This window comes from Leifsonia sp. NPDC014704 (assembly GCF_043083605.1).
Classification (GTDB): domain Bacteria; phylum Actinomycetota; class Actinomycetes; order Actinomycetales; family Microbacteriaceae; genus Leifsonia.
Genome location: NZ_JBIBYW010000001.1, coordinates 2,067,237 through 2,081,743, shown reverse-complemented (window position 1 = coordinate 2,081,743; position 14,507 = coordinate 2,067,237). Strand labels below are relative to the sequence as shown.

Annotated in this window: 13 protein-coding genes; 9 read left to right on the top strand and 4 right to left on the bottom strand. The window is 69.2% G+C overall.

Annotated elements, in window-relative coordinates; genetic code table 11:
• Positions 1-86: 86 nt before the first annotated feature.
• Both ACF1AJ_RS10085 and ACF1AJ_RS10080 read left to right on the top strand, forming a co-directional pair.
• A complete protein-coding gene (locus ACF1AJ_RS10085; protein ID WP_391507191.1) occupies positions 87-2,489 on the top strand; it encodes a glycoside hydrolase N-terminal domain-containing protein in 2,403 nt (800 codons plus the stop codon).
• A 32-nt stretch (positions 2,490-2,521) separates the two neighbouring features.
• Positions 2,522-3,688 (top strand): ROK family protein, encoded by a 1,167-nt coding sequence (locus tag ACF1AJ_RS10080; protein WP_391507190.1) that lies wholly within the window; start codon positions 2,522-2,524, stop codon positions 3,686-3,688.
• Positions 3,689-3,694: 6 nt separating this feature from the next.
• Here ACF1AJ_RS10080 and ACF1AJ_RS10075 read toward each other — a convergent pair whose 3' ends face one another.
• Positions 3,695-4,885 carry an ROK family protein gene (locus tag ACF1AJ_RS10075; protein ID WP_391507189.1) on the bottom strand — a complete coding sequence of 397 codons (1,191 nt, stop codon included), beginning with the start codon at positions 4,883-4,885 and terminating at the stop codon, positions 3,695-3,697.
• Positions 4,886-5,158: 273 nt separating this feature from the next.
• On the opposite strand from ACF1AJ_RS10075, the gene ACF1AJ_RS10070 reads away from it, so the two are divergent.
• The 3 genes from ACF1AJ_RS10070 (at position 5,159) to ACF1AJ_RS10060 (ending at position 8,860) form a co-directional block, all read left to right on the top strand.
• Entirely contained in the window at positions 5,159-6,145 is a 987-nt protein-coding gene (locus tag ACF1AJ_RS10070; protein WP_309856535.1) for an ABC transporter permease subunit, read from the top strand.
• Positions 6,139-7,092 carry a carbohydrate ABC transporter permease gene (locus tag ACF1AJ_RS10065; protein WP_391507188.1) on the top strand — a complete coding sequence of 318 codons (954 nt, stop codon included), beginning with the start codon at positions 6,139-6,141 and terminating at the stop codon, positions 7,090-7,092. The genes ACF1AJ_RS10070 and ACF1AJ_RS10065 overlap by 7 nt, the downstream gene beginning before the upstream one ends.
• Positions 7,093-7,177: 85 nt before the next feature.
• Positions 7,178-8,860 (top strand): ABC transporter substrate-binding protein, encoded by a 1,683-nt coding sequence (locus tag ACF1AJ_RS10060; RefSeq protein ID WP_391507187.1) that lies wholly within the window; start codon positions 7,178-7,180, stop codon positions 8,858-8,860.
• 39 nt (positions 8,861-8,899) lie between these two features.
• On the opposite strand, the gene ACF1AJ_RS10055 is transcribed toward ACF1AJ_RS10060, so the two are convergent.
• The gene (locus ACF1AJ_RS10055; RefSeq protein WP_391507186.1) at positions 8,900-9,781 is read right to left on the bottom strand and encodes an SDR family NAD(P)-dependent oxidoreductase; all 882 of its coding nucleotides are present in this window, start codon (positions 9,779-9,781) and stop codon (positions 8,900-8,902) included.
• Between the two features lie 28 nt (positions 9,782-9,809).
• Between ACF1AJ_RS10055 and ACF1AJ_RS10050 the strand changes: the two genes are divergently transcribed.
• The 4 genes from ACF1AJ_RS10050 to ACF1AJ_RS10035 all read left to right on the top strand — a co-directional run bounded on the left by ACF1AJ_RS10050 (position 9,810) and on the right by ACF1AJ_RS10035 (position 12,227).
• Entirely contained in the window at positions 9,810-10,274 is a 465-nt protein-coding gene (locus ACF1AJ_RS10050; RefSeq protein WP_391507185.1) for a MarR family winged helix-turn-helix transcriptional regulator, read from the top strand.
• Between the two features lie 150 nt (positions 10,275-10,424).
• Entirely contained in the window at positions 10,425-11,003 is a 579-nt protein-coding gene (locus tag ACF1AJ_RS10045; RefSeq protein WP_391507184.1) for a hypothetical protein, read from the top strand.
• Between the two features lie 43 nt (positions 11,004-11,046).
• Positions 11,047-11,874, top strand: a complete 828-nt coding sequence (locus tag ACF1AJ_RS10040) for a helix-turn-helix domain-containing protein (protein ID WP_391507183.1) — start codon at positions 11,047-11,049, stop codon at positions 11,872-11,874.
• Between the two features lie 44 nt (positions 11,875-11,918).
• Positions 11,919-12,227 (top strand): hypothetical protein, encoded by a 309-nt coding sequence (locus ACF1AJ_RS10035; RefSeq protein ID WP_391507182.1) that lies wholly within the window; start codon positions 11,919-11,921, stop codon positions 12,225-12,227.
• 45 nt (positions 12,228-12,272) lie between these two features.
• On the opposite strand, the gene ACF1AJ_RS10030 is transcribed toward ACF1AJ_RS10035, so the two are convergent.
• Both ACF1AJ_RS10030 and ACF1AJ_RS10025 read right to left on the bottom strand, forming a co-directional pair.
• On the bottom strand, positions 12,273-13,481 hold the full coding sequence (locus ACF1AJ_RS10030) for an MFS transporter (RefSeq protein ID WP_391507181.1): 1,209 nt from the start codon (positions 13,479-13,481) through the stop codon (positions 12,273-12,275).
• A gap of 80 nt (positions 13,482-13,561) precedes the next feature.
• Positions 13,562-14,479: an NAD-dependent epimerase/dehydratase family protein gene (locus ACF1AJ_RS10025; protein WP_391507180.1), complete on the bottom strand. Its 918-nt coding sequence runs from the start codon at positions 14,477-14,479 to the stop codon at positions 13,562-13,564.
• Positions 14,480-14,507: the final 28 nt, after the last annotated feature.

Below are 14,507 nucleotides of genomic sequence, written 5' to 3'. Positions count from 1 at the left end.
GAAGGACTCCTCGGGGTTTCCGGTTACTTGACAGTGTCAATTAACCATGCTTAGTGTGTCGAGTGCAACCCCGAGAAGGAAGACCGATGACGATCTCCACCGATACTCTGCAGCTCGCCTGGAGCCGGCCCGCGACCCAGTGGGAGGAGGCCGTCCCGATCGGTGACGGCTCTCTCGGTGCGATGGTCTTCGGCGGTTCTGAGGGCCGCTATCAGGTCAACGATGCGACCGTGTGGTCCGGTACTCCGGAGACCGCCGCGGACGAGCTGCGTCGCGTGATCGCTGGAGGCGCGGGCCCGGAGCGCCTGCATGAGGTGCGTGAGGCGCTCGCCGCCGGGGACCTCGATCGCGCGGAGGAACTGCTGCTCACTTTCGAGGGGCGGTACAGCCAGGAGTTCCTCCCGTTCGTGGACCTCTCGGTCGGCCTCCCGGGCGCAACGCCGGTCGACGGCGAGCCCGCGCGCGTCCTCGATCTCGACCGCCGGATCGTCGAAGAGGCGCTGCAGGTCGGGGGAGCGCACGTCGAGCGGGTGTCGCGCATTGCGTCCCGAACCCTCCTGGTCTCCCTCCGTTCCTCCGAGCCCCTCCCTGAGGTGCGCATCTCGCTTCGCACGCCGCTCCGCGAGCTCGCGCGCACCTCGGCGGACGGGATGCTGACCCTCGACCTCGCCGTTCCGATCGACGGGGCGCCTCTGCACGAACAGTCCGTCGTCCCGCCGCTGCGTTACGCGGAACGGGACGACGCACCCTACGACGGCTTCGCTACCGCGGCTCTCGCCGTGCGGAGCGACGGCACGACGGAGACCGCCGATGGCGACCTCGTCGTGCGTCATGCCCGTCGGCTGTCGATCGCCCTCTCGTCGTCGACCCGCGCTGAGTCGTGGTGGGCCGGCGCTGACGACGAGTGGCGGACCGTCTCTCGTGAGACGATCCGGGACCGCGCCGCTTCCCGTGCCCTCGGCGCCATCGCCGAGGGCACGGGTGCGCAGGATGACGCCGTGCGTCGCCCTGCGCCGGCGCGGTTCGCGATCGGCGGGCGGCGCGAGGGCCGGTGGGATGTCGAGACCGACATCCTGCGGGGCACCGACGATGGACTGCGGGCGACGGTTGCGGCCGAGTACGGACGCTACCTCCTCACGTCGTCGTCGCGCCCGGACGGCCCTGCGGCGAACCTCCAAGGCATCTGGAACGGCGAGCTCCGCCCGGCGTGGTCGTCGAACTACACGATCAACATCAACACGGAGATGAACTACTGGGCGGCCGGACCGCTCGGCGTGATCGATCACGCCGAGCCCCTGATCTCGCTCGTCGAGCGTCTGGCTGCTAATGGTCGTGACGTCGCGCGGGAGCTCTACGGCTGCCGCGGCTGGGTCGCCCACCACAACAGCGACCTCTGGGGCTGGGCCCTTCCCGTCGGCATGGGGCACGGAGCGCCGAGCTGGGCGATCTGGATGATGGGCGGCGTGTGGCTGACCCACTCGCTCTGGGACCACTACGAGTTCAGCGCCGACGAGGCCCTCCTGCGCGATCGGATCTGGCCGCTGCTCCGTGGCGCGGCGGAGTTCTGCCTCGACTGGCTGCAGGTCGGGCCGGACGGCCGTGCCTACCTCGCTCCGTCGACGTCGCCGGAGAACTCCTATCGGGACGCGGACGGCGATCCGCGCTCCCTGGGCCTCACGGCGACGATGGACCTCGAGCTCATCCGCTCGCTCTTCGAGCGCTGTCTGGACGCACTCGACGTGCTCGGGGGAGGCGACCCCGTCCGGCGCGAGCTGGAGGCGGCGCTCGCCGTCATCCCGGACCCGCCGATCGGCCGCGACGGACGGCTGCAGGAATGGTCGGAGGAGGTGACCGAGCACGAGCCGGCCCACCGGCACCTGTCCGCGCTGGTCGGCCTCTACCCCCTCGACCTCATCACGCCGGAGGGCACCCCGGAGCTGGCGGACGCGGCTCGCCGGTTCCTCGACGCGAGGGGGCCGGGCGCGATGGGGTGGTCCTGGGCGTGGAAGATCGCGCTCCGTGCGCGGCTCGGAGACGGCGAGGCGGCGCACGACCTGCTGCAGCAGGCCCTCACGCCGTACGACGGCGACGCCCGCCGGCACGGGCCGGTCGACGGCTCGGAGTGGGGCGGCCTCCTGCCCAACCTGTTCAGCACGCATCCCCCGTTCCAGATCGACGGCAACCTCGGCTTCCCGGCGGGCATCGCCGAGCTGCTCTTGCAGAGCCACGGGGGAGTCATCCAGCTGCTGCCCGCGCTGCCCGCCGCCTGGCCCGACGGTCGAGTCCACGGGCTCAGGGCCCGCGGCGCGCTCAGCGTCGACCTGGAGTGGGCGGGAGGACGGCTGACGACGGCCGTCATCCGAAACCCCCACGGCGCGCCGCGCACCGTCCGTCTCCGGTATGACGGCACCGACGTCGTCGTCCGGCTGGAGGCCGGAGGCGAGCACGTCCTCCAAGGCGAGCCCCGGCTCCCCGTCTCCACTCCGTAAGGTGGTAGCACCCCGACCGGAGAGAGCACCGCATGAACGACGAGCTGCGAGCACGGACCACGCTGCTCGGGTCGTCATCGGAGGCGGCGACCCGGGTCTTCACCACCATCCTCACCCGGAGCCCGATCAGCCGCATCGAGGTGGCCCGGCTCACCGGGCTGTCGCAGGCCGCCGTCACCAAGGCCGTGACGCCGCTGGTCGCCGCCGGCCTCGTCGACGATTCGCTCGGTGTCACGCCCACCGGCTTGCCCGGCCGGCCCGCGAATCCGGTCGCGGTGGTCCCGGACGCGGTGATCGCGCTCGGGATCAAGGTCAACGTCGACGAGCTGATCGGCGTGGCCACCGATCTGACCACGCGGATCATCGCCTCCGATCGCGTGGAGCTGGCGTCTCACGACCCGGTCGCGGTGGTGGACGCCATCGTCGGGATGTGCGCTCGCCTGCAGGAGCCGCTCGGCGACCTGCGGTCGAGCGTCGCCTCCATCGGCGTCTCGGTCTCGGGCGACGTGGACGCCGCGACCGGCGTCGTCCGCGACTCGGCCATCATGGGCTGGCACGGTGTGGAGCTCGCCGCCGCGCTGCGTGAGCACCTCGACGCCGAGATCGTGGTCGATAACGATGTGCGAGCGCTGACAATCGGCGAGCACTGGTTCGGCGTGGGGCTCGGCACGCGCTCGTTCGCCATCGTCACGATCGGCCGCGGCATCGGCAGCGGGCTCCACCTGAACGGCGAGGTCGTGGAGGGCGCTTACGGGGTCGCGGGCGAGATCGGCCACCTGCCGCTGACGTCGCCCGACCGCATCTGCGCGTGCGGGCGCCGCGGCTGCGTCGAGGCGGTCGCCGCGACCAGCGCGATCGTCGCGGCGATCTCCGCTGCCCACGGCCGGACCGTCACGGCGGAGGAGGCCGTCGCGCTGGCGCACGCGGGCGACGCCGCGGCGGTGGACGCCTTCGGCGAGGCGGGTGCTGTCATCGGACTGGCGATCGCCAGCCTGGTCGACATGGTCGGACCGGAGCTCGTCATCATCGGCGGCGAGGGCGTCGTCGAGTTCGACCTTTTCGAGGAGCGTCTTCGCGTCGCCTATGCCGAGCACGTGTTCGGGTCCGCCGGCCTCTGCCGCATCGTCGTGCGACCGCACACCTTCGAGGACTGGGCGCGCGGCGCGGCCGCCTCGGCCATCCGCTCCCTCGTCCTCTGATGCGCCTCAGTCCGCGGTTTGCTGGGGCGAGACCGTGATGGATTCGCGGAGTGCGGCCACCGCGGCGCCGCGGGCCCAATCGGTGAAGGTGTGGCGGCGGACGACCAGGCGGCAGTTGGCCGCGGCGCCGAACGCATGCGCGAGGAACTCCTCGCGGAACCGGCGCTCGTAGAGGTCGTAGTCCATGACGCCCTCGCCCGCGATCACCACCACCTCGGGCCCGAACAGGTTGACGGTGGCGGCCACCGCGGCGCCGATAGCCGTACCCGCCCGCTCGAAGGCGTCGACCGCCGCGGGGTCGCCCTCATGTGCGAGACGGATGACGTCCGTCAGGGTGAGGTCCGGTTCCCCTCTTTCCAGGCTCACCGCGTCGCGGATGGCCCGGGAGGAGGCGACGGCCTCGACGCACCCGCGGCGGCCGCACACGCACAGGGCGTCGGACGACGCGAGCGGGAGGTGCCCGATCTCGCCCGCGACGCCGTGAGCGCCGACGACCACGTCGTCGTTCACGTAGATGCCGCATCCGATGCCCGCACCGATCGTGATGATGGCGAACGACTCCGCGTCCCTGCCCGCTCCGAACCACTGCTCGGACTTCGCGAGGGCTCTCACGTCGTTCTCGACGGTTATGGGCAGCGGGAGCTGCTCCGCGAGGCGGCTGCCCAGCGGGAAATGGCTCCAGCCGAGCAGGGGGGAGTCGCGGACGAGCCCGGTCGTGCTGTCGATGTCGCCCGACACCGAGACGCCGACGCCGGTGAGGTTCGCGGCCGTGTCGCCGAGCTGCGCGATGAGCGACGTCACCGACGTCACGATGGCGGCGACCGTGCTCTCGGGGTCGTGGCTCTTGAGCCGCCGACGGGTGGAGCCGAGCACCTCGTTGCCCAGGCTGACGGTCACGGCGAAGATCTCGTCCGCGTTCACCTTGACCCCGATCGCGATCATCGACCGCGAGACGACGCTGAGGGGACGGACGGGACGGCCGGGGAAGGAGTGCTCGGCGTGCTCGCCCACGGTCACGTAGCCGCCCTCGATGAGCGGATTGACCGTCTTCGTCACCTTCGCCTGCGACAGGCCGGTGAGGCGGCCGATGTCGAGGCGGCTGACCGGTCCGTGCGTGATGATGCGCGTGAAGATCTCGGCCGACCGGGGAGTCCCCAGCTCCGGCCGCCGACGGGTGCCCACGTCATCGAGTGGCATGTCGAGAGAGTACCCCATCGTGTCGCTTTCTTTCTTTCGTGTTCGAATGCGCAACGTCCACTATTCGCGCGAATACGGGGCGATCGCAGGTTCGCGCGGCGGAGTACGCCTGCTGTCAGGATAGATTATTGACAACGGTAAGGAAATAGGTTTTGCTGTATCCAGTCCGGGCGGACCGAGCGTCCATCCGGCTCGATCTGTTCAGGAGTCTTCGATGACGAAGCGGCAACACCGTTGGCACGTGGCGGTGCGCGGATGACCAGCGCCCCGCCCATGACGACCACCACCACCCGGCAACCGGCTCGGACCACTCCGCCGCCGAAGGCCCGCGTGACGACCCGGCGCAGGACCCTCGGTCAGCGCTGGCGCATCGCGCTCCGACGGCACTGGCAGCTGTACCTGCTGACGATCCTGCCGCTCGCCTACTTCGCGATCTTCAAGTACGTGCCGATCTCCAACGCGATCATCGCGTTCAAGGACTACAGCCCGGTGCTGGGCGTGTGGGGGAGCCCGTGGAACGACTTCGCGAACTTCCAGGCGATGCTGCAGAACCCGCAGTTCCCCACGCTCGTCTCGAACACCCTGATCCTCTCCGGATATGCGGTGCTGGCGAGCTTCCCCATCCCGATCATCCTGGCCCTCGCGCTCAACGAGGTGCGTCACCGGTGGTTCCAGAAGACCGTCCAGATGGTCACGTACGCCCCGTACTTCATTTCCACGGTGGTCGTCGTGTCGATGCTCATCCTGATCATGGCCCCGCGTCTGGGCGTCATCAGCCAGGTCTTCGGGTTCTTCGGCGTCCCGTCGCCCGACCTTCTGGGCGACCCCGACTACTTCCGCAACATCTACGTCTGGTCGGACGTGTGGCAGACCGCGGGCTACTCCGCCGTCATCTACATGGCGGCGCTGTCCGGAATCGACCCGTCGCTGTATGAGGCGGCGCGGATGGACGGCGCCTCCCGGCTCCGGAAGATCTGGCACGTCGACATCCCCGGCATCATGCCGACGGCGATGATCGTGCTCATCCTGAGCGTCGGCAACATCATGGCGATCGGTTTCGAGAAGGTCTACCTGCTGCAGAATCCACTGAACCTGGGGCAGTCCGAGATCATCGCCACCTACGTCTACAAGCTGGGCATCCTCAACGCCGACTTCGGGACGGCGACCGCCGTCGGCCTCTTCAATTCCGTCGTGAACCTCGTGCTCCTGCTGGTCGTCAACTGGGTGGCACGTCGAGTGAGTGGGAGCGGACTGTGGTGACCATCGATCTTCCGGCCGAGCGCGCGCGGCAGAAGGCGCGTGCGAAGCGCATCAAGAAGCCCCGGCGTATCAAGGAGTCTCCGGGCGACCGCGCGCTCCTGGTCGTCATCTATCTCGGGCTCACCCTGGCGGTCCTCGTCGTCCTCGTGCCCCTGCTGTTCATCCTCGCCAGCTCCTTCTCCTCGCCGCATGCGGTGACGGCGGGCCAGGTCTTTCTTTGGCCGGTGGATTTCACACTCAAGGGCTACCAGACGGTCCTGGCCGACCCGCAGGTGCTGATGGGCTACGCCAACTCGCTGTTCTACATGATCGCGGGCACCCTGATCAGCACCACCCTGACGGTCTGCATCGCGTGGCCGCTGTCGCGCCCGTCGTTCATGGGCCGCAACGTGATCATGTCGCTGCTGCTCTTCACCATGCTGTTCAGCGGTGGACTCATCCCGACCTACATGGTCGTGCAGAACCTCGGCCTCCTCGACACGCGCTGGGCACTCCTGCTGCCGCAGGCGGTCGCGGTGTGGCAGGTCATCATCGCCCGGACGTTCTTCCGCTCGGCGATCCCCGAAGAGCTCGTCGAGGCCGCGTCCCTCGACGGTGCGAGCGACTTCCGGTTCCTGTGGACCGTCGTGCTCCCGCTCTCGAAGCCGCTGATCGCCGTGATCGCTCTCATGTACGCGATCGGTCAGTGGAACGGCTACTTCGACGCGCTCCTCTATCTGAAGAGCTCGGACCTGTTCCCGCTCCAACTCGTCCTGCGCAACATCCTGGTCCTCAACGCGACCAACGGAGGCGTGAGCGACCTGGCGGCCCAGGCGCAGAACCAGGAGCTCGTGAACCTCTTGAAGTACGCGCTCATCGTGATCACGAGCGTCCCGGTGCTCGTCATCTATCCGTTCGTCGCCCGCTACTTCAACAAAGGCGTGCTCATCGGCTCGGTCAAAGGCTGAGCCGGCCGATCGAGCATCATCTCCCACCACACACGGCACCATCCACATCCCTGACACACCCGAAGTTCCAAAGGAGGAACGCACCATGTTCTCGAAGACTGATCGACGACCCCGACGGCTCCGGTCTCGGGCGCTCGTCGCCGCAGTGGGCGGCACCGCCGCGCTGCTGGCCCTCTCCGCCTGTACCCCCGCGAGCGGGTCGGGCGCGGACGACAAGATCGGCGGAACGGCCACGCTGAGCGTCTTCGCCCAGCAGGGCACCGGGCAGGATCTCGCCACCAACGCCTTCACCAAGGAGGTGGAGAAGAAGTTCAACATCAAGTTCTCCTGGCAGACGACGACGCAGGACTCGTCGGTCGCGCCGGAGAAGCGGCAGATCCTGATGGCGAGCGGCGATTATCCCGACGCGTTCCTCCTCATCCCCTGGGTGGACCAGTTCAACCAGGTCGACATCGAGAAGCTCGCGAAGCAGGGCGTCGCGCTGCCCCTCAACGACCTCATCAAGCAGTACGCGCCCGACATCCAGAAGGCGCTCGACAGCAACCCCGACTACAAGGCGATGGCGACGTCGCCCGACGGCAAGATCTACGGCCTGCCGCAGCTCGCCGAGACCCTGCACATCCAGTACCCGTCGAAGCTCTGGATGAACACGGAGTGGCTGAAGAAGCTCGGCCTCCAGATGCCGAAGACCACCGACGAGATGACGAAGGTCCTCGAGGCGTTCAAGAACGGCGACCCGAACGGCAACGGTCAGAAGGACGAGATCCCGCTCAGCGGAGACTCGCACGACACTCTGATCCCGTTCTTCATGAACGCGTTCATCTACGACCCGCAGAACCCGGACAAGGGCATCCAGTCGACGACGGTCCTCAACAAGGGCAAGGTCGACATCCAGGCGAACAAGGACGGCTGGCGCGAGGGTCTGAAGTACATCAAGTCGCTGTGGGATGCCGGCCTCATCGACAAGGGCGCCTTCACGCAGAACCCTGCGGCGCTCGCCCAGGAAGGCAATAACGCGGGTCCGGTGCTGCTCGGGAGCGCGAGCGGGCTGCACCCGTACATCTTCGTCAGCCCCGGCGCGAAGGACGGCCGCGACAAGCAGTACGACGCCGTCCCGCCGCTCACCGGTCCGGACGGAGCGGACTATGCCACGTACGCCTTCGGCAGCACGCCCGGCGCGACGTTCATGCTCACGAACAAGGCGTCCAAGAACGACCAGGTGGCCGCGATCAAGCTGGTGAACTACCTGTTCACCGAGAAGGGCCAGCTCGACGGCAACTTCGGCCCGGAGGGCAAGGGATGGGACAAGGCGCCCGCGGGCTCCGAAGCGCTCAACCCCGACGTGAAGGCGCAGTTCGTCAACCTGCAGCTCTCTCAGGATGAGGCCAACGCCGTCCAGTGGGGCGCGCTGTCCACCTACAACCAGAACGCTGCGTTCCGTGAGTCGCAGGCCGTGCCGACGGACATCTACGACACGTCCGGGTACGAGCGCCGGCTGTTCCAGGCGACGCAGCTCTACCAGGGCCACGAGGACAAGAGCCAGATCTACCCGAGCTGGAAGGTGTGGCCGGATCCCGCGAAGGCGACGCAGGTGGCCACGCAGCAGACGAACATCGACAACTACGTCACGCAGAACGCCCTCGCCTTCATCACGGGTTCCAAGAGCCTCGACAGCGACTGGGACTCCTACGTGAAGGGCTTCGACGGGCTCGGGCTGAAGGACTACCTCAGCACGCTGCAGAAGGCGTACGACGCGTCGAAGAAGTAGTGCCGCGGACGCCGGCGGGGACCTCCCCGCCGGCGTCCATCATGCGCCGAGAAGACGTTCCGTCTCGGCCCACAGCCGCTGCTGCCACTCCACGTCTCCACTCGGATGCGCCGGCGTCAGCGGCTTCGCGCTGCCCACCGAGTAGTACTCGCCGGTCCTCCCTGCGAACGCGGGATCGGTGGCCAGCCGGACGATCAATCCCGCGCCTCTGGCGGGGTCGCCGATGCGCAGCAGCCGCAACACGCGCTCGAGCGGTGCGGCGAAGCGCAGCTCCCGGCCCAGTCCCGTCACGTTGAATCCCGGGTCCAGGCAGTTCGCAGTGACGCCGGTGTTTTCGATCCGCCGGGCGAGCTCCCGCGTGAACATGATGTCGAGCAGTTTCGTCTTTCCGTAGACGATGGACGACCCGCGGGCGGTGAACGGGGTCGTGTCGGTCAGATCCTCGGGCAGCGCGAGCGTGCCGTGCCGACGGGAGGCTTCTGAGGCGACGTTCACGATCCGCGCTCCCGGCGTCCGTGTGAGCGCGGGGAGCAGCTCTCGCGTGAGCAGCCATGGAGCCAGGTAGTTCACGGCGACCATCTCGGGGAAGCCGTCGGCGGTCACCCGCTGCTCGAACGCGTGGATGCCTGCGTTGTTGACGAGGACATCGACGTGCTCGTAGGCGGCGGCGATCTCCTGTCCTACCCGGCGGACATCGTCCAGGCGGGTGAGGTCGGCCGAGAACACGCGGACCTCCGCGCCGGGGTGGACCTCGTCGATCGCGGCGCGCGTGGCGTCGGCCCGGCCGGCATCCCGAGCGGTGATCGCCAGCCGGGCGCCCTGGCGGGCCAGCTCGATGGCGGCGAGCCTGCCGAGGCCGCTGGTGGCGCCGGTGATGACGATGGTCGGTGGATGCGCGGACGAGCCGGATAAAGTGGGCATTTCCACACCATAAAGAATTGATGGGGAAATGTCCACTAACTCCGGAGCGGACGCGGACCGCCGCGCAGCCGAACTCGCCCTCGGTGTCGAGCTCAACGCCCTGCTCAGCGCATCCCGCGCCCTCACCGAGCGCAGCGCCGCCGTCTTCCACCCGGGCGTCCAGCCGGCCGCCTTTCATGTGGCCCGCTGGCTGTATGCCTACGGCCCGGCGAACCCGAGCGCCGTGGCCGACGCGGTCGCGATGGACCGCAGCTCTACCAGCGCCCTCATCCGCCAGCTGAAGGCCGCCGGCCTCGTCGAGAGCGCGCCCGACCCGGCCGACGGCCGCGCGGTCCGGGTCTCGCTGACATCTGCCGGCGCCGAGCGCGTGCGCGAGGCGCTCGACCTGCGCGGAACCGCCTTCTTCGAGCGCACCGCCGACTGGTCGGTCGCCGACCTCCGCACGCTCTCGCGCCTCCTGCACGAGCTGACGGGGCCGCGCGACGGCGGCTGACGGGTACACGACCGCACCCGCTGTCCTCGTGACCCCGTCTATGACATTTCGCAGGCTTACAGCCTTGTTGGGCTCGCCGCCCGTTCATTAGCGTTCGAGAACGGCCGGGATCGAATGGATGGACGCGGGGCAGGGGAAGGAGACCGGTTCGTGGAATCGTGGAGTGACCGTGAAGCCGAGTGGTATCGACTTGCGTCTCGCCTGCCCAAGCCGTCGAAGACAGCGCTGGCAGCCGCCAGCGCCGAGCGACTCTTCCCTCTTTATCGCGTGTTCGCGGCTGCGCGGGATGGCGACGACGACCGATCGGCGCTCCTTCGACGTGCCCTGGACGAACTCTGGACAGCGGCGGAGACCGACACCGCCCCGCGATCCGACAACTATGCGATCGCGCTCTCCGTCGTTCCCTCGGTCGAACAACCCGACTGGATCGTCGAATCCGCCTTCGCGCAGAACGCCGCGGCGGCGGTCGCCTACGCGGCCCAGACGTGGCAGCTCGACGACCCTCAGCAGGTGGTGTGGGCCCTCTGGCAAGCAATCGAAGCCGCGGATTCTGCTGCCGATGCGAGGCCAGAAGCCATATCCATGGCCTTCGTCGACCGGGCAGGCGACTCGATCGCGCACGACTGCGTTCTTGCCGCGAACGGTTCGCTCGGAGACCTACGCCGCGCGGCGTCGAGCGACGGCTCGTGGGGTGTGGCTCTCGCCGCGGCATGGACGCAGGCGGAATAGCCCGCCCCGCCCCACGGTTTCGCCGAACGTGACGATCACCGGGATGCGCACCCCCGCCACACTGGACGAGCTGCTCTCCACGCTCGAGTGGCATGTGGATGCGTCGCGCCGCGAAGCGTTCGACCGCGGGATCCGGATTCGGTTGGAGGGCCCGACCTTCGTCTATGTCGTCGCGGGATCCGTGCGCGTGCGCTCCACCGGACCGCAGGCGATGTCGTTCGCCTACGGTGCGGGCGACGTGGTCTTCCTGCCCGGCCGGCATGACGCCGAATTGACTGCCGACGGCCCCGGCGAGGTCGTCGTCACCGCACTTCGGCCGACAGCCGGATTCCACGCCATCGACCTGCTGCCCGACCATCTCGGCGTCCATCGGCTCGCCGACCTCGACCCCGGTGTCGCGCTGCTCGCCTCCCGGATGGGCTGCCAGACCGCGGTCCGCCGTGCAGGCGACCGCGTGATCTGCGGACGGATGGCGACCACGATCATCTCCGTCGCGATCCGCGCCTGGGCCGAGGGGGAGTGCGCGCCCGACAACTGGCCGGCCGCCGTCGAGGACCCCTTCCTCAGCCGTGTGCTCGACGCCATGCACACGAACCCCGGCCACCCGTGGACGCTGCGCGACCTCGCCGCCGTCGGCGCGATGTCGCGGACCACATTCGCCGAGCGCTTCCGCGATCAGGTCGGTCAGTCACCGGCGAGCTACCTCGCGCAGGTGCGGATGGAGGCGGCCATGACCTACCTCTCGCAGGACGGCCTCACTGTGAGCGAGACCGCCCGCCTCCTCGGCTACGAGTCGGATGCGGGCTTCAGCCGCGCGTTCCGCCGCCACACCGGAGCGGTCCCGTCCGTGTGGCGGCAGCGCGCGAGCTGAGGCTCGCGATGGTGCGGTTCCCGCTGCCGCGCTAGTGTCGCCTCATGCAGACGCCCCGATCGGGTGCACCTCGGCGCCTCCACGTTCCGCTCGTCGTCCTCCTCATCGTCGGCGTGCTCGTGACGGTCGCGGGCGAAGGGTGGTTCCTGACCGCGAAAGATACGGTCGCGAGCAGTGTGCAGCGGTCGAATTCCCTGCCGACTCTGCCGGTGCACGTCTACGCGCAGTACACCCAGCACCTGACCGCGATCGACACCTCGGGTCTCTGGACCGGCTTGCTGATCGCCGTGGTGGGTATCGCAGTGCTCCTGGCGGCCGCGGTCGTCGCGATCAGGCGGTCATACGTGCGCTGATCGGGCGTGGGCCGAGTGAATGCGGCCCGCAGCCACTCGACTCGCTCAGCGCAGAACCGCGCTGCGTCGCCCGGCGCTGCCGAACAGCACGACCCCGACCGCGACGACGGCCACGGCGACGAAGTAGGTGAACCGCACGTCGACCGTGTCGACCAGGAGGCCGCCGACCCCCGCGCCGACGGTGATCGCCAGCTGGAACCCGGCGACGACCAGGCCGCCCGCCGCCTCCAGCCGATCCGGGATGTAGCGGCCCGCCCACGTGTTGATGACCGCGGGCCAGGCGCCGAAGCCGAAGCCCCACACCACGACCGCCGCCGCCACAACGATGACCGACCCTTGCCCGACGATCGCGAGCAGGATGGCGCCGGCGATCAGCGACGGCTGCAGGTAGCGCAGCAGCGCCAGGTGCCGATCAGCGAGCGCCCCGACGACCAGGTTGCCGATCACTCCGCCGACACCGAAGGCCACGAGCAGCGCGGCCGCGAACGCCGTGTCCAGCCCGGGCACCTGGTCGAGGGCGAGCCGGATGAACGTGTACGCCATGAAGTGGCCGAGGACGATCAGGATGTGACCGGCCAGCCCCTGGCGCACGCCCGGCCGCCGCAGCGTGTCGCCGAGGATGCGCAGGCTCGATGCCTCGGCCGGGGCGACCGGAGGCAGCGCCAGACGCAGCGCGACCGCGACCAGGGCCGTGAGGATCGCCGCTCCGATGAAGACGCCGCGCCAATCCACGAGCGCGGTGAGATACACGCCGACCGGGACGCCGGCGACGACGGCGAGCGTCATGCCGGCGCTCACGGTGGTCAGCGCGCGGCCGAGCCGGTCGGGGGTCGCGAGCGACGCGGCCACGGTCAGTGACATCGACCAGAAGCCGCTGATCGCGACCCCGATGAGCAGCCGCGCGATCAGCAGGACCCACAGTGAGGGCGCCAGCGCCACGGCGAGATTGGAGACGGCCGCGAGTGCCGCGACCAGCACCAGCAGAGTCCGGCGATCCATCCGCGGGATCAGGATGCCGATGGTCGGCGCCGCGAGGAACCCGACGAAAGCGGTCACGGTCACCGTCTGTCCGGCCTGTCCTGGTGTCACCCCGAGTTCGGCGGCCATCGCGGTCAGCACACCGGACGGCAGGAACTCGGCGGTCACCAGTACGAAGCTGGTCAGGAACATGACGATGAGGCCGGCCCAACGCGTGTGCGTGAGCGGCTGGGCGGCGGGGGAGGTGGCCCGGATGGGCGAAGTGTCTGTCGTCACCCTTCGACTCTGCCGGATCGCAGCCGTCAGCACCTGACTCTGCGTCCGGCGTCGGGCGACCGGGCGTCCCGTGCCGACGGTCACCGGTGCGTCGCCCGGAGCGCGGCGATCGCGACCTCGTGCGAGATGACTGGCGCATATCCCAGCTCCTCGACCGCCTTCGCCGTGCTCAGCGTGCAGGGCTGCCCGAGGAACCAGAGCACGGGGACGGGCACGACCTGCTCGGCGGTGGCCGCGTCGATCTCCTGGTCGGGAACCGGCGCGCCGGCGAGCTCCAGCTGGAGACTGACGAAATCGCGCAGGTCGACCCGCTCCTGATCGGTCACGAAGTAGGCCTGGCCGCCTCGGCCGCGCGTCCAGCCGAGCAGGAGCCCCTCGACGGCGTTGTCGACATGCGTCACATCGGTGAGGTGGTGGCCGCCCTCGATCCAGGGCAGCTGCCCGGCGCGTGCCGCATCGGCGAAACTCGTGATCAGGCTGCTTTCCGGTCCCCAGACGAAGCGGGGGCGGACGACGACCGGGGTGAAATCGGGGCCGTCGGCGTCGAGCACGATCAGCTCTGCCATCGCCTTCGACGCGCTGTATGCGGCGGGCGAGTCGGGTCGCAGCGGTGCGCTCTCGTCCGCATCCAGCAGCGGGTCGCCGGCCATCAGCGCCGCTTCGGTCCCGCAGTGCACAAAGCGGGGGACTCCGGCCGCTCGCGCGGCCTCGACGATCGAGCGCGTCCCTTCGACGGTCACGTGCTCGTGTCGTTCCCAGGGGGCGAGGATGTCGGTCTCCGCGGCGAGGTGGAACACGACATCCATGCCGGCCAGGGCGCGCGTCAGGCCGGCCGTGTCGTCCAGTTCGGCCAGCACGGCGCGGGCACCGAGGCGGGTCACCGCCTCGGCCGACCGCTCGCTGCGAGCGAGGGCCGTCACCTCATGACCCTCGTCGACGAGCCGGCCGATCAGCCGGCGTCCGATGAAACCCGATCCACCTGTCACGAATACCCTCATGGCAACTCCTTCTCTCGCTGGGTCCAGC

Excerpts from the sequence above, each read along its gene's own strand:
- ACF1AJ_RS10085 (WP_391507191.1), top strand. The coding sequence starts at position 87 with ATGACGATCTCCACCGATACTCTGCAGCTCGCCTGGAGCCGGCCCGCG.
- ACF1AJ_RS10080 (WP_391507190.1), top strand. The coding sequence starts at position 2,522 with ATGAACGACGAGCTGCGAGCACGGACCACGCTGCTCGGGTCGTCATCG.
- ACF1AJ_RS10075 (WP_391507189.1), bottom strand. The coding sequence starts at position 4,885 with ATGCCACTCGATGACGTGGGCACCCGTCGGCGGCCGGAGCTGGGGACT.
- ACF1AJ_RS10070 (WP_309856535.1), top strand. The coding sequence starts at position 5,159 with ATGACGACCACCACCACCCGGCAACCGGCTCGGACCACTCCGCCGCCG.
- ACF1AJ_RS10060 (WP_391507187.1), top strand. The coding sequence starts at position 7,178 with ATGTTCTCGAAGACTGATCGACGACCCCGACGGCTCCGGTCTCGGGCG.
- ACF1AJ_RS10055 (WP_391507186.1), bottom strand. The coding sequence starts at position 9,781 with ATGCCCACTTTATCCGGCTCGTCCGCGCATCCACCGACCATCGTCATC.
- ACF1AJ_RS10050 (WP_391507185.1), top strand. The coding sequence starts at position 9,810 with ATGTCCACTAACTCCGGAGCGGACGCGGACCGCCGCGCAGCCGAACTC.
- ACF1AJ_RS10040 (WP_391507183.1), top strand. The coding sequence starts at position 11,047 with ATGCGCACCCCCGCCACACTGGACGAGCTGCTCTCCACGCTCGAGTGG.
- ACF1AJ_RS10035 (WP_391507182.1), top strand. The coding sequence starts at position 11,919 with ATGCAGACGCCCCGATCGGGTGCACCTCGGCGCCTCCACGTTCCGCTC.
- ACF1AJ_RS10025 (WP_391507180.1), bottom strand. The coding sequence starts at position 14,479 with ATGAGGGTATTCGTGACAGGTGGATCGGGTTTCATCGGACGCCGGCTG.